This is a genomic window from Pseudomonas sp. LBUM1664 (genome assembly GCF_059695895.1).
This window is the reverse complement of the sequence record NZ_CP166791.1, coordinates 3,064,607-3,086,477: the sequence shown is the minus strand read 5'-3', so window position 1 is coordinate 3,086,477 and position 21,871 is coordinate 3,064,607. Positions and strand designations below refer to the sequence as shown.

The window sequence follows — 21,871 nt, the reverse complement described above, 5'->3', positions numbered from 1 at the left end:
GGATAGCATTGACGTAGCGCACTCAATCATCAGCAACTCGCCTAAGCCCGCGTACTTAAAGGGATTGGCAGTGATCGATACGTGACTTTGCCGTCTGCTTCACCGTCATTCGCGCGCAGCTTTGCTGGCGGGCGCGATGGAGAAATTTGCAAGGTGAGGACGCTAGCGACAACATGGTCGATCAACGAAAAGGATACGCGAGGAGCCTTCGCCTGGTTGGCTCACTTGAGGCATTCCAGATGTATCGCCATTACTCGTCCTCCAGCTCCATCGCGCGCCTTTCGTCTGCCTGCCGATCTATGTTGTCCTTGGCGTGCTGAAGCAGCCCCTCGTACAGCCTATACGCTGGATCCATCCTGCTCATACCTTTGAGGGTCTTTTCTGCATGTTCCCTAAGTGCCAAATCCTCACTAAAGGGCTCTCCAGCCAGTCCAGATCTTCCGCCAGATACGGCGGATGACCATAAAGCTGAGGAGATATCTCTTACGGCCTTCTCGCTAATAAGCTCCGCCTGACTCAATAGCTCTCTAACGAAGGCCGCTTCCTGAATCACGAGCGACTGGTACGCACTTCGTAACGTGCTTGCGACAACATTTACGTGCGCTTGGCCGCCGCCTTTAATTAGCAACAGCAGCAAATCGAGCAGCTGCTGTTCATACTTACCGCAAAGACCCGAAACACACGCACCTATATCTATAGTCAGCTTCTCACCCACCTGACCATCCACGGCCCAGGTAAGAAGTTCTTGCAATAGGCGATGCCCATCACGATGCGCTAGAAGACCAAGCCCTGCACCACTACGATCCCTGCGCATTGATCTATACCCCAAGCAACGACCAACAGCTTGCAATCTACTCTTCATCATCTGAACCACGTCTGCCGGAACCACCTCAACAGCTTGCTTGAGAAACTCGATCACCCAATGATCATCAAGCTCAGGCATCCGCTCTAGCGCTCTCAAAAGAATTCGCCATTGGTCAAAACTGATACTTCCCGCGGGGAGGATGCTACGGCTCGCCAAGAGCATGAAAAAATCATGGGTAGCCTGAGGAGAGACAACCATATCGGCGGTACAGATCATCGCTACCGCTAGCGCTGGATTACCCTTGGCAATCTGGCGCGCGATAGATGCAGAGTTGCGTAAAACAGAAGGGTCATTCGACTGAAAAATGCGTCGCAAAACCGGCAAATCAGCATCAGTGAAGAATCCATTGGCCTGACGTGCATATGCATCCGAAACCATTTCCCAAGCACACGCCGAATCAGCCCCTAACAAATCAGCGATAAGACCGTGACGGTTCTGATCTGCTATGAGGACGGCCAGAGCAGCCCCTGAAAAGTAATTCAAGGGCGACTGGGAGCTCGACTGTCTGGCCATGATCGCTTGAGCAAGATCTGCACGCCCTTGAAGCAAGCGATTCACAAAAACATACGAACTCCCCCACCCGTTACCTGCGACGTGACCAATCTCACTGAGCCAATGATCCAAGAACTCATACAGATCCAGAGCATTGGGAAACTCGGCCGTAAGATCCGCTATCAAAGCGAGAGTCTCAGCTTCGTGGGCCTTGTACTCGAAAGACTCGTCACTATCCCACGTCTGATGCCCCCACGCGTCACCAATGAGCCTAACCAGTCTACTCGGCAGGTCACGACCCAACAGCCCAATTACAGCTCGCGCACTAGAACGGCATGCTTGATTCTCGTTAAAGAAAGCATGCCAGCTGACGGATATCGCTGTTTGAACCAGAACAGCCGGATGAACCAGTGCATTTTCGAGCACAAGATGCACGCGCTGCAGTAATTCAGCGTGAGCAAAGTCCCACGTTTCAAGATCTTCGCCGCCATGCATAGGACCGCGAAGCGCCTCAGAAAGCAAACTGGAAGCAAGAAATGCCTTCCGGTTTGGGCCTTGCTCTATGGAGCTGACCATGACATCGATCACTCGCGCCCGTACGCTCTTGGCAAGCTCAAAATCTAGCTTGTATCGAGTAATTGTAAAACTCCGATTACTCGAAGTGATCTCCTCCATCTCAGTACCTAACGCCCCTTCTAATATAGTGAAAGGTGTGTAAGTCCCGGACAAGGCCACAGGGCGCTCCAGCAGTTCAGTAGCAAAAGCTACCACTTGCTCCACATAAGCCACTGGCTTGTTAGGTGAGAACTCAGCAAGCTCTCTCAGAATTCGTATTCCGTGGTTCGGATGCGAGTTCAACGCACGGGCGTCTCCTCGCCCCGCCCGCCATAGCAACACACACCCTTCTTCCAAAACTTCCGGGTTGAAGACAGCGTTGCGAATCATCCCGCATACGCCGCCGTCATCCCCATGACCTTCCTCAATAAGCCGCTCAGCGAAGTTGAGTGCCAGCCGCGGCTGATAGTAAGCCACGGCCTCGACGGCATGAACGTGCGGATTATGGTACTCCCCGTGCCATTGGAGCTTTCGTCCAATACTGGACAGCAATGTGCTGCCCTCTGGATCACCATTCCGCAAACGCCAGTCAAGACGCCCTAGGTTGACTAATAGATATTTCAGGTACTCAGAGTCAGCGAGCTCGAAAACACGCTCAACTTTGGGGGTTACGGATCCATCAATACCAATAAAGTTGCGCTGGATGATGGAGTCAGCCAGCAGGTCCGGAGCCAGCCGGTGACGAAGACCGCGTTTAAAGAGAACTCCCCCCTCACCGAGGAGACGAAGCAGGCGCTGAGCATCCTCATGCCCTAGGCCCTCAACCTCCTGCAAGATCCGGAGGAAAGCCGGATCATCGAACACCACAGGCTGCAGCAATGCTACCATCTGAAGAACGGCTTGAAGCTTGGGTACGTCCTGCCCAGTCACAATTTTGCCAGCAATAATATCTTCCAGCCTGGCAAGCACATGCTCCTGAAAGTTCTCGCTGTTGCCAATCAACGCCGGCGCTAAATTCTCCTTGGCGACTATCTGAGCAGCTAGCACGGTCACAAGCGGCGTGGGGTATGTCAGTTCCGCAATGATATCTGCCGCCTCGAGCGGCCCGCCCGAGACTTGCAATACCTGCAAAGCGAGGATTTTTGCATCCTGCTTAGTACGCGGCCTCAACCCCACAGTTGCGACCTGAGGGCTATCCATAGCTACAAGTGAAGCTTGATTACGAACCATAGCTCGACCGTATGGCCGCAATGAAATCAACAACCTTGCCCTATTCTCTGCCACTGACGCATACCGCATCAACTGGGCAAGATCATCACGATCATGGGCATCGTCGATAACTAATAGCTTCGCACCGCCCCCCAGTTCGTCTAAATGTTGTGCCTTGACATCTTCCGTCGGAGAAACAAAAAGAATACTTATATCCGGCCGCGCCCCTCGCACCCTCTCAACAACTTCTCGTAGAAGTCGAGTCTTCCCGTTCCCCGGAGCCCCCAGAAGCATCGTAACCAGGAGATTATCATCGAGGACATCTTCAGCCAGCTTTTCTAATTCTTCCTCCCTGCCTACTAAAGTCCAGGCATGATTAAAGAAACGACTATTATCCGTGAACCCCTTAAAGAACTGTTCGGCCCTCTGGAATGGACCCGGCTCTGGCTCACCAAGAAGTGCCTGGCGTTGCCCTCGAAAATAGACGTCGACCAAATCCCTTCGATCAACCATTGATAACTCACGGAATTTTGCTGAGATATCTATCCGATCCCACAGCTCCCACCCATCATACTGAGCAACTGCCTGGCGAGCCTTAGGACTTGCGATATTGGAAAGCAACAGCACCTTGAGATCTGACACATAAGTGTGTTCGGCCACAGCATCGTGGACTTTCTGTGCCCCAAATTCTTCTACACGCTTGCATTGAAATGTATGCACAAAGGTGCTCCCACGCACCTCAATATCGATACCGTATTGCTTACTGCCATTACCACCAAAGCGATTTACTACGCCAGCACGACTACGGTAGTACCGGTGAAGAAAATCAGCACTAAAGTTTTCGAAGCTGTCAGGTCGCAAAGAATGCACTGGAAGCGGAACGTCATAGGTCGGCGCCCCTTCAGGCTGACCGCTGACTGGAGCAGGCTGTACATATCCAGCAGCGGCAGCCATAACGCTCAACTCCGCCTCTAGAAGAGCCGCGAGGCGAGGCAGCTCTTCCGCCCTCGGACGGGACGCACCCCGCTCCCAGCGACTAACCGTCTGCTGAGTGAGGCCTGCACTGGTAGAAAACTCCTTTTGCTTCCAACCCTTAGCGCTTCTGAGGGTAACAATGAGCGCTGCGAACTCGGGATACTTGACCATGCCACCCTCCAAAATTCAAAAACACATTAATTGTGTTTCAGAATAAGCGAGAATGTGAAAACGTCAAGATCACCTAGAATACGGACCTGCTTACAGCCAAGGCTGAATATCTACTCAGGTGCTCCTGGTGAGCCCTACGACCCATACGGTACGCTAGCTACAGATACCGCTGATCAAAGGGATGGGGCATGGCATCGGCAAGACAGGATTTTGAACGCTTCGTGCACTGGATTTACCAGCCAGATAGGCAAGTTCCCGGCGGCGTGCGCCGCCTGGCTACTTTGGCCCTTGCTAACTTTGACGAATTGGCGGGAACCTCACGACAACGAAGCCAGCGCTCCACCTTTTTAGTAGGCCTAATGCGGCGAGAGCTTGATGGTACGGTTGAAGCGCCTCCAGCCGACGTCGCTGAAGCAAACGCAGGCGTCTGGCCATGGGTTAGGTTGCGTCACCTAACGCTCGGTCCATTTAGGGGATTCCGAGCACCTGAACCCTTCGACCTAACAAAGCAGATCATCCTTTTCTACGGCCCCAATGGCAGTGGGAAAACCAGCCTTTGCGAAGGATTGGAATATGCTCTTCTTGGGGATGTCGAAGAGGCCGGTAACAAACGTATTGCGGCAAGGACGTATCTGGCAAATGTCCACGACAGACGATTCGATCCGCCAGTTCTGAAGGCTACGGATCAACAAGGACGCGAGGTCGACGTTGCTGCAAATCTCGACGCCTACCGCTTCTGTTTTATAGAAAAAAACCGAATCGACGCATTTTCAAGAATCGCTGCCCGGCCTAATGCTCAGCGAGCCGAACTGATTGCCACACTCTTTGGTATGGACCAGTTCAATGAATTCGTAGGCCACTTCAACGAGACCATCGACGGACAGCTTGTTCTGGTCGCAGAACTACAAACCACCTTGACGATGCGCCGGAACGCGCTGAAGGCAGACCAAGCAACCGTTAATGGAGAAGCTGCCTCCCAGCAAGTGCTGGACGAAGAGGAATCCTCTCTAGCCAAGAAGTACGCAGTTGAACTCACTTATCAAACCCTGAAGGGCTTGATTGGTACAGGGGAATCTTCAGGACGTCTCCAAGAGCTTGATGGCATCCTGGAAGCGGTTCCACCGAGTGTTCTTGGTGTCACACGACAAGGTCTCCAGGATGCTTTCGCAGAGGCACACCAGTGCTCCCAGGAGCTTGATGCGGTTATCGATTCTCTTCGGGCCAAGAGCGACCAAGTGTCCTTCAAGGCACTGTACAACTCTGTTCTCGCCTTGCAGCAGACTGTTGGAGACCGCTGCCCCGCTTGCGACACACCATTGAACGGTGACGCTCATGTTGCCGCAGATCCGTTTAAGAAGGCAGTAGACGGCTTGCAGCAGCTTGAAGAGCTGGGTGCCCTTCAAGAGCAACAGCAGACCATTGAGGTAAAACTTGGCCAAGCATCTCGCGCGTTGCGGCAGATGTTCTCCCCCCTCAGCGCGTTCATAACTGCTCACCAAGAAGAGGAATCAGTAGCCGGTCGATGGGCTCTGCAGCTCCCCGCGGAGCCTGTCGGTCGTTGGTGGACAGATATCTATCCCCAGCCCCCCACAGGCCAGCGCGGATTTCCTTCGCTGGATGAGATCCTCGGCGTAGTAGACCGCATGACCGCGCAAGACGAGGCGTCAAGGACGGCTCAGCGAGATCGACAACCGCACATCGATCAACGTCGGCGACTCAACGAATTCCAGCTAAAGGTGCAAGCGCAAGATCTCAAGCGGCAACAACTGCAAGCGGATATCGAAGCAGCACGTAACCGCATCAAAGCATTCGACGAAACAAATGCTGGGTTGATCGCACAAGCGGAGCAGGAGAGACTAGATATCGCCCGCGACAGGCCGTACAAGACCGCCTACGACAGATTTCTCGAAGTACTTAGATCTTATAGAGATCAACTCCCTGGTCAGCTAATGGCTGGGCTGAATGACGCTGCCAGAGACCTCTATAACGCATTCAATCGCAATGATCGCGACGAGGACAAGCTATCAGCGCTGCATCTGCCTTTGACTGGCGAAGAAAAGATCGAAATCAGCTTCCGGGGAAATCCTGGGACCCGCGTCGATGCTCTCCACGTTCTGAGCGAGGGGCATATACGCTGTCTCGGCCTTGCCATTTTGATGACCAAAGCGAAGAGCATCGGCTGCCCAGTTATCGTTTTCGACGATGCCATCAATGCCATCGACCATGACCATCGAGGCGGAATCCGAGAGGCGATCTTTGAGGGCGACCACTTCGCTCAAATCCAACTAATCGTCACCTGTCACAGCAACGAGTTCATTAAAGACATCCAACAACACCTTCCTGCCCATCGCAGAAATGCGTGCCAGGTCTACCTGTTCCGACATCACGATGGCAACTATCAACCGAGAGTTACCGGCAACGTACCGAGCGCGAATTACATTGCCAAGGCCAGGGCAGCAAGGGAAGCGCTCAACGACCGAGATGCGCTCGCTGCTTCTCGCCAAGCCTTGGAGATGCTGAGCGAGAAAGTTTGGCGGTGGCTTGGAAGTCATGGCCAAGGCGTGTTGAATCTGATGTTGGCTGGCGTCGGTGCCGAGCCTGCGTTGAGAAATCTATGCGAAGCGTTGGTCAAGAAATTGGGAGATGCCCAGACCTTCCACCATGCGAACAGAGAGCCACTTCTTGCTGCGTATGGCCGCATTTTGGGTATTCCAGTCAATAATCTTGTCTGGACCTACCTGAACAAAGGCACTCATGAGGAGGCAGACCGCGATGACTTTGACGGGGAACTTGTCGAGGTCGTTGTCCAAACTCTTGAGGAGCTAGACCGCCTAGATCTACGAGGCGGACGCTAGCATTCGTTGCGGCGCACGCTTGGTCTCGGCTGGGAGTAGCATTAACTTCAACTATAGGGGCGAGTGCACAGGCACGCTCCTTTATCAATAGACTTCTCCCAACACAGATATTACGGCTAGCAGCGTAAGCAGCTAGCCGTAATATCTGCCGTTGAGCTATGACACACCGGACACCAAATGTGATTTCGGTGTCCTACCAGGCGCTTGGTGCCCTGCCCTAGGCGACCAATCATCCAGGCATCCCCCGTGCAAGCCGAGTCTGACGTACATTGAAAGCCATCGACGACCACCCTGCTCCGCCTCAGAGATCGCCAATCTCGATCGCCCGCATATCCCGCGCTACTGGGGGCAAAACTGGGGGCACATTTGAATTTTTTCCGCCTGAAAACACCGTCCTAGAGCCAAGTCAAAATGTTTTTTGGGGATCCGGACAGTCTTTGAAGAAGCTCGCGTCATCACTCGAAAGGACCCATGCATGTTTCTCTCTCGCTGGCTGCCAGGCCTGTCAGACCTGTTGCAGTACCGCCGTGAATGGTTTCGTCATGATCTGCAAGCCGGCGTGTCGGTGGCTGCGATCCAGATCCCCATCGCCATTGCCTATGCGCAGATAGTCGGCCTGCCGCCGCAGTACGGTTTGTACGCATGTATCCTGCCGATGATGGTTTATGCCCTGATCGGCAGCTCACGGCAATTGATGGTCGGCCCGGATGCGGCCACCTGTGCCATGGTGGCCGGGGCGATTGCGCCGCTGGCAATGGGCGATCCCGCACGCATGGTGCAGTTGTCGGTGATTGTCACGATACTGGTCGGACTGATGCTGATCGGCGCCGGGCTGGCGCGGGCCGGGTTCATTGCCAGTTTTTTCTCGCGGCCGATCCTGATCGGTTACCTCAACGGTATCGGCCTGAGCCTGTGGGCCGGGCAACTGGGCAAAGTGCTGGGGTTCCAGATCGAGGGCAAAGGCTTCATTCTCAGTCTGATCAACTTGTTGCAACGCCTGGGGGAAATCCACTGGCTGACGCTGGTGATCGGCGTCGCGGGCCTGAGCCTGCTGATCTGGTTGCCACGCCGCTACCCCCGCCTGCCGGCGCCGCTGGTGACCGTGGCGGTTGCGACGCTGGCGGCCTGGCTGTTCGGCCTGGATCGCTTTGGCGTGGCGACTCTAGGCACCGTGCCGGCAGGCATACCGGAACTGGCCTGGCCGAAAACCAATCTTGAGGAGATGAAAAGCCTACTGCGCGATGCCTTGGGTATCGCCACCGTTAGCTTTTGCAGCGCTATGCTCACCGCCCGCAGCTTTGCCGCACGCCATGGCTACACAATCAATGCCAACCATGAGTTCCTGGCCCTGGGCGTGACCAACATTGCCGCCGGGGTTTCCCAGGGCTTTGCCATCAGCGGCGCCGACTCGCGCACGGCGGTCAACGACATGGTCGGTGGTAAAAGCCAACTGGTAGGGATCATCGCCGCACTGGTGATTGCCCTCATCCTTCTAGTCTTCACCACCCCCATGGCCTGGATTCCACAAGCCGCTTTAGGTGCGGTGCTGCTGATGGCCGGCTGGGGGCTGATCGATGTGCAGTCACTGAAAAAGATCTACAAACTAAGCCGCTTCGAGTTCTGGCTTTGCGTACTGACCACCGTCGGCGTTCTCGGGCTCGGCGTGCTGCCGGGCATCATCATCGCCGTGACCCTGGCGATCCTGCGCCTGCTCTACAGCATCTACCAGCCCACTGATGCAGTGCTCGGCTGGGTGCCGGGCATTGAAGGCCAGGTCGACATCCACCGCTACAAGGATGCGCGCACGGTGAAAGGGCTGGTGGTGTATCGCTTTGACGATGCGATCCAGTTCTTCAACGCGGACTACTTCAAGATGCGTTTGCTTGAAGCCGTGCAGCGTGAGGAACAACCGCGCGCCGTACTGTTCGATGCCGAAGCGGTCAGCTCCATCGATGTCAGTGGCATTGTCACCCTGCGCGAGGTGCGCGATACGTTGAAAGCCCGCGGCATCTACTTCGGTATCGCCCGGGCACGCGGACGCTTTCTGCGCATGCTGGTGCGTTCGGGACTCGCACGGGAGATGGGGAGCCAATTGCTGTTTGGTTCGGTACGCTCGGGGATCAGGACTTATCGGCTGTGGCGCAATCGCAATGGCAATGGCAATGGCAATGGCAATGGCAATGGATAGATTCGTCGACCATCCCGTCAAAATCGCTGCCCCAGCAGCTCCCGCGACTGGTGTGTTGATTGATTTTTCTACCTTCACAGCCTGCCGAAACGCCTACGCCGCCTCGCCGTCTGGCGTAGATAGCGGCGGCGTAGCGAGGGACTGCCCGGCCCTCTGGCGACCTGGTATTACACAGGATAGAGGGTGGGTTGAGCGCAACGTTGCGCTCAACGATAGCCAAGCACCAAAGATCAAGCCTGGGGATGAACATCAACCCCGCGATTTAGAACCAGGTCTCCATCTGTATACCGTATTGCCACACACCGCCGGTGTTGAAGTCAGACTTGCCAAAGTTGTCTGAGGAACTGTATCGGTCCAGATCCGAAGACCAGTTCATGAAGCTTGCGAACACGCGCAATTCGGGACGTGTGAGAAGGTCTCCAAGGTCCGGTTTGAATGTCGGGGCAACCGTGAGTTTCCAGAAGTTACCGTCGACCGCATTACGTTGCAGGTAGCCCTTGGGATCGAGGTCCATGGTTTGCCAGCTCATCTCGTAGGCCATCTCGAAATTGCTGTTGATTTCATTGGCCAGGCGCACGTTCAGTGTCATCCAGCGGTAGTCGTCACCCTTGACGTACCGATCCTTGCTCTGTTCGGCCAGCAGGCTTGGGCCTATGCGCCAGCCGGGTGCAATGGGTGTCTCGCCGTAAAGCGCCAGACGCAGAGCCCGGGCCTCGTCGATCAGTTCACCGTCCGAGCCGATGTCCTTGACCTCTGCCCCCAGGCCTTGCCCGTAGAGCAGCGCCGTTTTGAAGAAGCCTTCCCTGCCGAAAAAGTTTTTCTGGTGATTGGCCAACATACTGTGCAAGCCGGAATCCGCAGGCGTCAGGCCCGCCTCATTGCTGCGGCTGCCGATGTCGTTTTTCTTTGAGCCAATGGCATTGAACATCCACTGCCACTGCCCATTGTCGAAAAACTGGTTGGAAGTCAGGATGTAGCTTTCCACATCGGCATTGATGCCGCCCTCACTGAAGTCCCCGTAGTTGCGCCCGATCAACGAGTAATTCGAACGCCAATTCTTGTTCATCTGCACATCGTAGATACCACCCCCGGTACCGGCCAGATAGACAATGTCCGAGTCCAGCCAGTGGATATCGAAATTGTCCCTGTCAAATCGCTTGCCGGCCCACAGGGTGGAATTCTCAAACGTCGAGTTGCCCTTGAACGCAGCAATATGATCGAGTTCGGTAAACACCTGCCGCACGTTCAGGTCGCTTTCGTCGGCTGTCCAATCATTTGAGCTCTCCACGCCATCGGCGATGGAAACCGTAAATTTGGAACGGGTGCCATTCGGCGCATACATCTCTTTGGACAAGTCGATGCGCATGTAGGTGTCGTCTTCGTTACCGAGTCGCCCGACGGCACCACCGACTGAACCGGCCGGGGTGGTATAAGGACCGCCACGGCCACCGCCGAGCCCATCATTGATCAGCAACCCGGAGCGGGCGTAGCCCTTGAAGCTGAATCCGTCTGTGAGGTGTCCGCCACTTTTGTCCTGTTTTTCCAGGTTTTGCTGACGGGCTTCGAGCTTTGCCAGCCGCGTGTCCAAAGTGGGCGCTGCAACGGCGGGCGCAGTGGACGCCGTTGGTTGCAGGGCAGGCGTGGCGAGTTTGATTTGCTGCAATTCCCTGGCGAGTGCCTGGGTTTGCTGTTCGGCGGCGGTTGCACGCTTTTCCGCTGCGCTGGCACGGGCTTCAAACGCAGCCATGCGTTCTTCCAGAGTCGCAGCTTGAGAAGTGGCCGCCGAGGTGCCGAGCACGCCTGCGAGTAGCCAGCTTGATGTTTTCTGCATGTGTATTTCCCTGTTTTGTTTTTATTGTTTTGTTCCAGCGACTGGCCTTTTTCACGTAGGTGGCGACTTGTCAGAATCCACGAAAAAAAGGGTGCCTCATCGCAAATACGCTGCTACATTTGGCGATGTTAACGTTAACTTTTCTAAAAACAAAAATAAAGAGGGCTTTATGAAACAGCTCAAATCGCTCCTTCCAGCAGCGCTACTCACCCTTTTTGCCGGGCTTCCATCCCTCTCCAGCGCAGCCGATCTGACGATCTCCTGCGGCGCGGTGGGTGCGGAATTGCAACTGTGCAAGGAGGCTGTCGAGGCATGGTCGAAACAGACCGGCCACGACGTTGAAGTGGTTTCCACGCCTAACTCGGCGACCGAGAGGTTGTCGTTCTACCAACAGATCCTGAGTGCGCAGTCCAGCGACATCGACATCATTCAAATCGATATGGTCTGGCCGGGAATGCTGGCCAAACATTTGATGGATCTGCGCGAGGTGCTTCCCGCCAACGCAACCCAGGGCTATTTCCAGGCACAGTTGGATAACGCCACGGTGGACGGGCGGTTGGTGACGATGCCGTGGTTCACCGACTCGGGGCTTTTGTATTACCGCAAGGACTTGCTTGAGAAGTACAACAAGCCGGTACCCCAGACCTGGGAAGAAATGACCGCGACCGCCAGGGAGGTCCAACAGGCCGAGCGCGACGCCGGGAACGCCAATGCCTGGGGTTATGTCTTTCAAGGGCGCGCCTACGAGGGCCTGACGTGTAACGCGCTGGAGTGGATCAGCAGCCATCCGCAAGGCGGGCTGGTCAATTCACAAGGCGACATCGTGGTTAATAATCAAGCCTCAAGAACGGCTTTGGCTCTGGCCAAAAGCTGGGTCGGAGACATTTCCCCACGCGGTGTACTCAATTACACCGAGGAAGAAGGACGTGGCGTATTCCAGTCGGGAAATGCGCTATTCATGCGTAACTGGCCTTATGTCTGGGCCCTGGTGCAAAGCCAGGACAGCGCCGTAAAGGACAAGGTCGGGGTCGCTCCCCTGCCCCAAGGCGGCACGACCGGTACCCATGCCTCCACGCTCGGCGGGTGGGGCCTGGCAGTATCGCGTTACAGTGCCAATCCAAAACTTGCCGCAGAACTGGTGAGTTACCTGAGCAGTCCCCAACAGCAGAAACATCGTGCGCTGGTCGGCGCCTATAACCCGGTTATCGAGTCGCTTTATCAAGATCCTGAGTTGCTCGCGGCAATGCCTTACTACAGTCAACTGCGCAGCATTCTCAACGATGGGGTCATGCGCCCCGCCGCTATCACCGCCGCTCGTTATCCACGGGTCTCCAATGCGTTCTTCGATCAAGTACATGAGGTGCTCGCAGGTGAGGTGCCTGTCGATCAAGCGCTGGCCGAACTGGAAAGCGAACTGACGCGCATCAAACACCGGAGCTGGTAAGCCCCAAGGAAGGAAATAACCATGTCTGTCTCTTCTACCCATGTCCTCTATGACGAGCCCCTGCTCACCCGGGAAACGCCGGTACAACGTCGTCGAGTACGCGCCGCCTGGCTGTTTCTGACACCGATGCTGCTGTGCCTGGCACTGGTTGCCGCCTGGCCGCTGCTGCGCACATTCTGGTTCAGCCTGACCGATGCCAGCCTGGCGGACACGAGTGGCGGCTCCTTTGTAGGCTTGAGCAATTATCTGTTCCACAACAGCTCCGGCTGGTCAGGCATTCTGGTCGATCCACAATGGTGGGGCGCTGTGCGCAACACCTTGCATTTCACCGTGGTGTCCGTGGGGCTGGAAATCGTCCTGGGGCTGTTGGTGGCATTGCTGCTGAACATCAAGTTCACCGGACGTTCGCTGGTGCGGGCGTTGATTCTGATTCCCTGGGCAATTCCGACCATTGTCTCGGCGAAGATCTGGTCATGGATGCTCAACGATCAGTTCGGCATTATCAATCATCTGATGCTGAGCATCGGCCTGATTGACGCGCCCCTGGCCTGGACGGCAGACGCGGATCTGTCGATGTGGGCGGTGATTATCGTCGACGTCTGGAAGACCGTCCCTTTTGTCACGCTGCTGATGCTGGCAGCCTTGCAGATGTTGCCGAGCGATTGCTACGAAGCCGCCAGAGTCGATGGCATTCACCCGCTTAAGGTGTTCTGGCGGGTCACGCTGCCACTGCTGATGCCGGCATTGCTGGTGGCTGCGATCTTCCGCATTCTCGACTCCTTGCGGGTGTTCGACGTCATTTATGTGCTGACCTCCAACTCGTCGAGCACCATGAGTATGTCGGTCTATGCCCGCCAACACCTGGTGGAATTCCAGGACGTCGGTTACGGCAGCGCGGCCTCGACCTTGCTATTTCTAGTCGTAGCGGTGATCGCCATGTTTTATCTGTACCTCGGACGCCGTCAACTGGAGGTCCGCTCATGAGCCCGCGCCTACTGAAAAAAGCGCTGTTGCGCCTCGGGTTCTGGTGCCTGATCGGGGTCTTGCTGCTGTATGCGGTCTTCCCGTTCTACTACGCCATCGTGACTTCGCTGAAGCCATCCAGCGCCTTGTTCCAGGTGAGTTACTGGATCGACAACCCCGACTTCTCCAACTATGCCGCCGTCCTGCACCAGGCCTCATTCGTGCGGGCCATCGGTAACTCGCTGGTGGTTGCGCTATGCGTGGTCACGCTGGCGCTGTTCCTCAGCCTGACCGCCGCCTATGCCTTGGGCCGGGTGAAGTTTCGTGGACGTGGCACGGTATTGATGATGGTCCTTGGCGTGTCGATGTTTCCTCAGGTCGCTGTGTTGTCAGGGCTGTTCGAGGTGATCCGTGCCTTGGGTCTGTACAACACGTCCTGGGCGTTGATCCTGAGCTACACGATTTTCACCCTGCCCTTCACCGTCTGGGTGCTGACCACATTCATTGGGCAACTGCCTCATGAGCTGGAAGAAGCAGCCATCATGGATGGCGCTTCGCCCTGGGTCACGCTGACCCGCGTGCTGTTGCCGCTGCTCTGGCCCGCACTGGTCACCACAGGCTTGCTGGCCTTCATTGCCGCGTGGAACGAGTTCCTGTTTGCCCTGACCTTCACCCTCACAGACACACAACGCACGGTCCCGGTCGCCATCGCCTTGATTTCCGGCGGCAGCTCCCATGAGTTGCCTTGGGGGCTGTTGATGGCCGCCTCGGTGCTGGTCACTGTCCCACTGGTGATTCTGGTGCTGATCTTCCAGCGCCGAATCGTTTCCGGCCTCACTACCGGCGCGTTAAAGGGTTGATGCCCGACAATTACAAGGAACAGCATCGTGATCAAACTGAAATTGGACAACGTGAACAAACAATTGGGCGGCACGCGCATTCTTCGCGATGTCAGCCTGGAGATCGCAGCGGGTGAATTCGTGGTGTTCGTGGGCCCTTCGGGCTGCGGAAAATCGACCCTGCTGCGACTGATCGCCGGACTGGACTCAATCTGTGCCGGCGACCTGCTGATCGACGGGCGCCGCGTCAACGACCTGGAGCCGCGCGAGCGTGGCGTCGGCATGGTGTTTCAGTCTTATGCGCTCTACCCGCACATGAGCGTCTACGACAACATCAGTTTTGGTCTCAAACTGGCCAAGACCGAAAAGAGCAGCCTGCGCGAGCGCGTGCTAAAAACCGCGCAGATCCTGCAATTGGACAAGCTGCTGCAACGCAAACCAAAGGAATTGTCCGGGGGGCAACGTCAGCGGGTGGCCATGGGCAGAGCCATGGCGCGGGAACCAGATATTTTGTTGTTCGATGAGCCGCTTTCTAATCTGGACGCCTCCTTGCGGGTGCAGATGCGCAACGAAATCGCCCGGCTGCATGCTCGCCTGGGCTCGACCATGATCTACGTCACCCACGATCAGGTTGAAGCGATGACCCTGGCCGACAAAATTGTCGTGCTCAATGGCGGTCACGTAGAGCAGGTCGGCTCACCGCGCGAACTCTACGAGCGCCCGGCCAGCCGCTTTGTCGCCGGTTTCCTGGGTTCGCCCAGAATGAACTTCCTGCCGGCACGCTTGCATACCCCAGGCGAAACCAGTCTGGTCGATTGCCTCTTATTGGGTATGACGTCCCTGCCCCTCGATAGCTCGAGCCTGGCGGCCAACACTCAGTTGAGCCTGGGGATTCGCCCCGAACACGTGTCGCTTAAAGCGGCAGAGGGAACCGCCGGCGTCGTCGTGAGCGGTGTCGAATACCTGGGCAGCGAAACCTATGTGCACCTGGAAACCGGTCAGGACGAGCCCCTGATCTGTCGTTGCGAGGTCAGCGCCGGATGGCAGGTGGGCGATCGGGTTGAACTGCAGTTGGAGATGGGCAATTTGCATCTGTTCGATGCCGACGGCACGGCCTTGAGGCGCGACCCACAAACCATTGAAACCCAGCTGCCTGACGTCACCCTGCGCTCGGTACGAGCAGGCGCCCTATGACCTTGTCTTTGAATACCATGACCGATCCAATGTCCACGGCTCTTGAGCTTGCGCAACAGGCGCTGACTGATGGCCAGTCTCGCGTCATCCATGATTATCGCCCTGGTTATCATCTGGCCCCTCCAACAGGCTGGATGAACGACCCGAATGGGGTGGTGTACTTTCGTGGTGAATATCATGTGTTCTATCAACACCACCCTTTCGACGCGAAATGGGGCCCGATGTATTGGGGGCATGCCAAGAGTGCCGACCTGGTCCATTGGCAGCACCTACCCATTGCCCTGGCGCCGGGCGATGACTTCGACCGCGATGGTTGTTTTTCCGGTAGCGCGGTGGTGTGTGGCGATACCCTGGCGCTGATCTACACGGGGCATACCTGGCTGGGAGACGTGGGCGACGAACGCTTCATCCGTCAAGTCCAGTGTCTGGCCACCAGTCTCGACGGCATCCGGTTCGTCAAGCATGGCGCCGTCATCGAGACCGCGCCGCAAGACACGATCATGCACTTTCGCGACCCCAAGGTATGGAAGGCGGATGACTATTGGTACCTGATTGCCGGAGCACGCCTGGGCGATAAACCCCTGCTCCCGCTGTATCGCTCCACGGACCTGTACGCCTGGGAGTTCCTCGACTATGTGTCCAGCGGCCGTGAGGGCGATGGCTATATGTGGGAGTGCCCGGATCTGTTTCGGCTGGACGGACGCGATGTGCTGCTCTATTCCCCCCAAGGCATGAAACCCCAGGGTTACGACCGGCTCAACACGTACCAGACCGGTTATCGAGTGGGCCGACTCGACAGCGAATGGCACTTCACTGGCGGGCCTTTTATCGAGCTGGATAACGGCCACGACTTCTATGCTGCGCAAACCCTGGAGGCCGCCGATGGCCGGCGCCTGCTGTGGGCGTGGCTCGACATGTGGGAAAGCCCGATGCCGAGCCAGGCTCATCACTGGTGCGGCATGCTCGGTTTGCCACGCGAACTCCAATTGCATGGCGATCGCCTTTGCGTGTTTCCGGCACGCGAACTGACTGCGCTGCGCGAGACGCCGTTGCCGAGCACGCCCTGGTGGGATGAGTCGGGTAGCCGATGGGTGCCCCACGTAAAGGGCGACAGGCTCGAAATCCATGTGCATCTGGATTTGCGCGACTGCACCGACGGCCACCTGGGAATCGCCTTGCGCTGCAGCGCCGATGACCATGAACAAACCCTGCTTTATTACGATGCGTCACTGCAACGTCTGGTGCTGGACCGCAGTCACTCCGGTGCGCAAGTGACCGGCCAGCGCAGCGTGTCGATAGATCGGGCACAAGAGCAACTGCAACTGCGTGTGTTCCTGGATCGCTCGTCCATCGAGGTATTTGACGAAAACGGGCGCTTCAGCCTCAGCAGTCGCCTCTACCCCCGGCCCGATAGTTTGGGAGTGAAGCTACTGGCAAGCGGGACTGGCGGGCGTGTCTCGATTCCCGGGGCATGGCCTTTGGCCTCAGGATGGCTATGAGCGCCGTCATTCGAGTCGCGAGAAGCCCGGGGCCTGTGTCATGATTCTGCGTCAACCTGACCGGCCTCACCTCGCATGACTTCAGTGAAAGACGTTGCACAGCTGGCCGGCGTGTCTCTGATGACGGTTTCTCGAGCGCTCAACAATCCGGAAAAACTGAGCCCCGAAACCCTTCAGCGGGTGCGTCGCGCCATTGACGAACTGCAATTCGTACCGAGCCTGTCGGCGCGCCGGATGCGCGGCGACAACCTCCAGGCGCGAACCATCGGTGTGTTTGCACTGGACACCGCGACCACACCGTTCGCGGTCGAGTTGCTGCTGTCCATCGAACAGACCGCGCAGCAAGCAGGCTGGAATGTCTTTATCCTCAACCTCTTGAGCAACCCGCCCACCGACCAGAACATCGACCTGATGCTGTCGCACCGTCCCGACGGGTTGATCTTCAGCGCCATGGGGTTGCGCCAGGTGAGCATTCCCGAGCGATTGAAGAGCAAACCGCTGGTGCTCGCCAATTGCTTGGGGGATGACAGTCGACTGGTCAGTTATGTGCCCGATGATGAAGCGGGGCAGCATCGAGCTGTTCACCATGCGTTGAGCCAAGGCTATCGGCGCCCCTTGTGTATCAATCTGCCAAAACAGAGTGTTGCCTGGAGCCTGCGACAAAAGGGCCTGCAGCGTGCCTGCCAAGCCTTCGGGATGGCGCCTGAAGCACTCCTGCAATACGACCTTTCTGATCACGATGCCTACGGTGAAACCGCTGCTATCCTCGACCGGCACATCATTGAGGGCCGTCCCCAGTTCGACATTCTGATCTGTGGCAACGACCGCATTGCCTTTTGTGCCTATCAGCTGTTGTTGAGCCGTGGCCTGAAAATTCCCGACGACGTCGCTGTGCTCGGCTATGACAACATGATCGGCATCGCCGAACTGTTCATCCCGCCATTGACCACGGTACAACTGCCGTACTACGAGATCGGTCGCAAGGCTGCCCGGCACCTGATCGAGGCCCTCGACGTATCGGGAGCCCAGCCAGTAGATTGTCCATTGGTGATCAGGGCATCGCTATAAGCCAAATCGGTATCTGGCAAGCGCCTTTGAGCAAGGTAGCCAGATGGCTATCTGAGCGCCCACCCATGCAAAAAGCTTGAAAAAAACCGCCAATCCCCGTATCCGTGCACTCCCCCGTCAATAAACGGGAGAGATGCTCTCCTTTGCACGCCTGGACGGCGTGGCAATCATTGGGCGGTGAGGATTACCAAGGAATACACATGAAAAAACTACTGATGCTATCCGCTGCCATTTCGGCCGCCGCGCTGATCACCGGGTGCTCCAATCGCACCCCTGCGGCCAAGGCCGTCGAACCGTCTCCAGCACCCATTGTCACGCTGGTCCCTGACGACAAGCACGCCAGCCTGACCTTCCGCCACATCGGCGGCGAAGGCAACAACCCGGTGACGTTCCTTTTCAGTACGGCAGATGTGCCAGACGATTTTTTGTCCGTCGCGGGCGAGCCGGTGTATGACGCCACCTACCTCAAGAAAATCCCTGGCTACCTCAGGCGCCTGGCCCCAGGAACAGATGTGATCGAACGACTCGTAGACGCCGATAAGCCCATCAAGGTACGGGCCAAGGTCAAGGAGTCCACCTTTGTCCTCAATGGTATCCCCATTCCCCTGGGTGCCAGTAAGCAGCCTCCCGTGCAAACCTTTACACCCCGGCCGATGAAGACCTACCTCATCGAAACGGTTCTCCAGGATAGCTATACCCTGAAAATCTACGAGCTCTCCCTGTCGGGCGAGCGAACGCTGGTGACGCCGACACCCCTGAAATAGCGAGCCCGGCGCCCCACCATGCAGAGCTTCAGCGGTTGGCGAAGTACATGGTTACTTCGAAACCAATGCGCATATCGATATAGGTTGGTTTAGTCCACATGTTGAATTCCTCTGTATGGTTTTAATGGGTATAGCTACTTGAAAGGATCGTCACCCTGGCACGGTTCCCGCTGACAACTCAGTAAAAATAGGCCAGTCGGAACTCAGCGAATTATCGATTTTCACCCCCTCACGCACCGTCACATCGCGCATCCCCCCCATCTGCTGGATTCGTTGCCGGCCACTTCGTTGAAAAATCAAAAAACAATACTGATCTTCACCATGATCGGCCCTGGCGTGCTAACGGGCAATGTGTCCGGCATTGGTCCTGGCATGTGCGATGCCCAACCCGCCGAAATCCCTCCTGCAAACGTCCCCAATGAACAAACCATGGTCGTGCGAGGGGGTTTTGTGGCGAGGCTCCCGGCACACGGGCCACAACCTGCCATACCGTCGCGCCCAACGGCATCAAAACGCCAGACGCCAAGGTTTTTGTCGACGGGATGATCTATACCTTCAGATACACGCAATCAGGCCGACAGCATTGACGTGTCACGATAAAAAGGGTGTGGCGAACCTGCTTCGGATTCGCTGCATCACATAACAGACTGGCCTGTAGGACGATGTTTCCCGACGCCGAGCACACGCAGCCTGGCGCACCCTTTTCAATGCCTGAAGTATCGATCATGAGCCGGATCACACGCGTATTGCATGTCCGTATCAAAGCGCTTTTCCGCCTTTGCCTGTCACTACCGCTGCTGATGGTCGGTCACGCCAGCGGCGCGCCCCTACCGGTTGAACTGCACATCCTGGATGCTCCTCCGCTGACGTTTGTCGACGACCCGAGAGGTCACGGAATTGTCGGCGACGTCGCCTTGGCGGCCATGACCAAAGCCGGGTACGCCGTGAAAATTCATGTGCTTCCCTGGGCCAGGGCACAGAGACACGTCAGCGAGGGGCAAGACCTCTTGATAACGCCTTTGTCGCGCATACCTGGACGTGAAGATCGCTATACCTGGATCGCCTCGATCATGCCCATGGAACGAGCCTTCTTCAGCCTTGACCGGCGAGTGAGCAGCTTCGCCCAAGCAAAAGAAACCTACCGCATGATCGGCGTCGGCCTGGGCAGTGCCCAGGAGGAAATCCTGCGCACCGAGGGGTTCAGCGACGAACAGATCTACCCACTGGCCATCGGTGACAACCCCGCCCAAATGCTCTTGATGGGGCGCATTGATGCCTGGTTCAACGGTGTTCCAGAGAGTCGGTACATTTGGCCGAAGGTATCTAAACGCAAACTGCTCATGAGTTCAGTCAAGAGCAGCGCCGATCTCTATCTGGCGTGTTCGAAGCAGTGCTCTGCCCAAATGGTCGAAGACTTGCGCGACGCCGTTGAAGCCCTGCGCGCCGATGGCGAACTTAAGCGTATCCATGACGTTTATTTGTCAAAATAGCGCTACATGGGCTGATTTTCGACTGATCCAGCCTGCTGAAGCATCATCAACCAAATTAATAGCAACCTAACGAAAGCCCCAAACTAGAGGGCTTGGTGATGGCTTATATCATTCCGAATGATAGTTATCTTTGTTTCATTCGATTCGTTCCGCTGCTTCGCCCCCCGCATCATCCGTCCATTCTCAATACATTGGCGGGATGCTATCCATGGAACATTCACTTTCAAAACTGCGCTTTCCCCTCGCACTGCTGGCAGTGCTGGTGATGAGCGCTTGCGGCAAGACTCCCGAGACAGCCGCCTCCATGCCTGCGGCCAAAGTCAGTGTGGCCAAGGTGTTGGAGCAGCCGGTCAACGAATGGGACGAATTCACCGGGCGCCTCGAGGCACCGGAAACCGTCGAGATACGCCCGCGGGTTTCGGGGCAAATCGATGAGGTGGCCTTCACCGAAGGTTCGCTGGTCAAGAAAGGCGACCTGTTGTTCCAGATTGACCCTCGCCCCTTCCAGGCTGAAGTACGTCGTCTCGAAGCCCAGTTGGCCCAGTCCCGTGCCACCGCAACCCGTAGCGAAAACGAAGCCCAGCGTGGCGAACGCCTGCGTTTGAACAATGCCATTTCCGCTGAGCTGGCAGACTCGCGTACCAGCGCCGCCCAGGAAGCCCGTGCCGCCACGGCAGCCATCCAGGCGCAACTGGATCTGGCCAAACTGAACCTGAGCTTCACCCGTGTCACCTCGCCCATCAGCGGGCGCGTCAGCCGTGCACAAATCACCGCCGGCAACCTGGTGACCGCCGACGTCACGCCGCTGACCAGCGTCGTGTCGACCGACAAGGTCTACGCCTACTTCGACGCCGACGAACGCGTCTTCCTCAAGTACACCCAACTCGCTCGCCAGGGCCAGCGCGGCCAGACCACCCCGGTGTACATGGGCCTGTCCAACGAGAGCGGCAATCCACACCTGGGGCAGATGAACTTCGTCGACAACCAGGTCAACCCGCAAACCGGCACCATCCGTGGCCGCGCCGTGTTCGACAACAAGGACGGCGCCTACACCCCAGGCCTCTATGCCCGACTGAAACTGGTGGGCAGCGGCACGTATTCCGCCGTGCTGATCAACGACGAAGCCGTGGGCACCGACCTGGGCAAGAAATTCGTGCTGGTGATGGACGCCGACAACAAGCCTGCGTATCGCGCCGTCGAGCTGGGGCCCAAGATTGAAGGTCTGCGCATCGTGCGTAACGGCCTGAGCAAGGACGACACCATCATCGTCAAGGGGCTGCAACGGGCTCGTCCGGGTTCGCCGGTCACGCCTGAAACCGTGCCGATGGCCAGCGAAGAGACCATCGCCGCCCTGGCACAACAACGAAAAGCGCTCGAAGCCAGCAACCTGCCCCAAGTCGCGCCCGCCAAGGCTGCTTCCGGATCAGCAGGCAAACTGGCCGCTGCGACCCCACGCGGTTAAGGGACTG

14 protein-coding genes and 1 pseudogene are annotated in these 21,871 nt (G+C 56.9%); 11 read left to right on the top strand and 4 right to left on the bottom strand.

All coding sequences use genetic code 11. The annotated features are described in order from the left end of the window. Positions 1-250 precede the first annotated feature (250 nt). Positions 251-4,075, bottom strand: coding sequence for an ATP-binding protein (locus ACA047_RS14340; protein ID WP_497360614.1), 3,825 nt, complete (start codon positions 4,073-4,075; stop codon positions 251-253). Positions 4,076-4,090: 15 nt separating this feature from the next. Further along, positions 4,091-4,267, bottom strand: a pseudogene (locus ACA047_RS14335) (helix-turn-helix domain-containing protein); the annotation flags it as partial. Positions 4,268-4,455: 188 nt separating this feature from the next. Between ACA047_RS14335 and ACA047_RS14330 the strand changes: the two are divergent. Both ACA047_RS14330 and ACA047_RS14325 read left to right on the top strand, forming a co-directional pair. Then, positions 4,456-7,122 (top strand): AAA family ATPase, encoded by a 2,667-nt coding sequence (locus ACA047_RS14330; protein WP_497360026.1) that lies wholly within the window; start codon positions 4,456-4,458, stop codon positions 7,120-7,122. A 475-nt stretch (positions 7,123-7,597) separates the two neighbouring features. After that, positions 7,598-9,310, top strand: coding sequence for a SulP family inorganic anion transporter (locus ACA047_RS14325; protein WP_497360024.1), 1,713 nt, complete (start codon positions 7,598-7,600; stop codon positions 9,308-9,310). Between the two features lie 262 nt (positions 9,311-9,572). Here the strand turns inward: ACA047_RS14325 and ACA047_RS14320 are convergent, their stop codons facing one another. Then, positions 9,573-11,141 carry a carbohydrate porin gene (locus ACA047_RS14320; protein ID WP_497360022.1) on the bottom strand — a complete coding sequence of 523 codons (1,569 nt, stop codon included), beginning with the start codon at positions 11,139-11,141 and terminating at the stop codon, positions 9,573-9,575. Between the two features lie 169 nt (positions 11,142-11,310). Between ACA047_RS14320 and ACA047_RS14315 the strand changes: the two genes are divergently transcribed. From ACA047_RS14315 to ACA047_RS14285, 7 genes are all read left to right on the top strand, one after another. Next, positions 11,311-12,585, top strand: coding sequence for an ABC transporter substrate-binding protein (locus ACA047_RS14315; protein ID WP_497360352.1), 1,275 nt, complete (start codon positions 11,311-11,313; stop codon positions 12,583-12,585). A 21-nt stretch (positions 12,586-12,606) separates the two neighbouring features. Continuing rightward, positions 12,607-13,569: a carbohydrate ABC transporter permease gene (locus ACA047_RS14310; RefSeq protein WP_497360019.1), complete on the top strand. Its 963-nt coding sequence runs from the start codon at positions 12,607-12,609 to the stop codon at positions 13,567-13,569. Beyond that, on the top strand, positions 13,566-14,408 hold the full coding sequence (locus ACA047_RS14305) for a carbohydrate ABC transporter permease (RefSeq protein WP_497360017.1): 843 nt from the start codon (positions 13,566-13,568) through the stop codon (positions 14,406-14,408). The genes ACA047_RS14310 and ACA047_RS14305 overlap by 4 nt, the downstream gene beginning before the upstream one ends. Before the next feature lie 27 nt (positions 14,409-14,435). Further along, complete coding sequence (locus tag ACA047_RS14300; RefSeq protein WP_497360015.1) at positions 14,436-15,581, top strand: ABC transporter ATP-binding protein; 1,146 nt, start codon at positions 14,436-14,438, stop codon at positions 15,579-15,581. Next, positions 15,578-17,080: a glycoside hydrolase family 32 protein gene (locus ACA047_RS14295; RefSeq protein WP_497360013.1), complete on the top strand. Its 1,503-nt coding sequence runs from the start codon at positions 15,578-15,580 to the stop codon at positions 17,078-17,080. Before ACA047_RS14300 ends, ACA047_RS14295 begins: the two co-directional genes overlap by 4 nt. 75 nt (positions 17,081-17,155) lie before the next feature. Further along, positions 17,156-18,148: a LacI family DNA-binding transcriptional regulator gene (locus ACA047_RS14290; RefSeq protein WP_497360011.1), complete on the top strand. Its 993-nt coding sequence runs from the start codon at positions 17,156-17,158 to the stop codon at positions 18,146-18,148. A gap of 200 nt (positions 18,149-18,348) precedes the next feature. Continuing rightward, positions 18,349-18,912, top strand: a complete 564-nt coding sequence (locus ACA047_RS14285; RefSeq protein WP_497360009.1) for a hypothetical protein — start codon at positions 18,349-18,351, stop codon at positions 18,910-18,912. Between the two features lie 28 nt (positions 18,913-18,940). On the opposite strand, the gene pqqA is transcribed toward ACA047_RS14285, so the two are convergent. Then, positions 18,941-19,012: a pyrroloquinoline quinone precursor peptide PqqA gene (gene pqqA, locus ACA047_RS14280; RefSeq protein ID WP_335944289.1), complete on the bottom strand. Its 72-nt coding sequence runs from the start codon at positions 19,010-19,012 to the stop codon at positions 18,941-18,943. Between the two features lie 625 nt (positions 19,013-19,637). Between pqqA and ACA047_RS14275 the strand changes: the two genes are divergently transcribed. Further along, positions 19,638-20,402: a substrate-binding periplasmic protein gene (locus tag ACA047_RS14275; RefSeq protein WP_497360007.1), complete on the top strand. Its 765-nt coding sequence runs from the start codon at positions 19,638-19,640 to the stop codon at positions 20,400-20,402. Between the two features lie 208 nt (positions 20,403-20,610). Continuing rightward, the gene (gene mexE / locus ACA047_RS14270; RefSeq protein WP_497360005.1) at positions 20,611-21,864 is read left to right on the top strand and encodes a multidrug efflux RND transporter periplasmic adaptor subunit MexE; all 1,254 of its coding nucleotides are present in this window, start codon (positions 20,611-20,613) and stop codon (positions 21,862-21,864) included. The last annotated feature ends 7 nt before the right edge of the window (positions 21,865-21,871 follow it).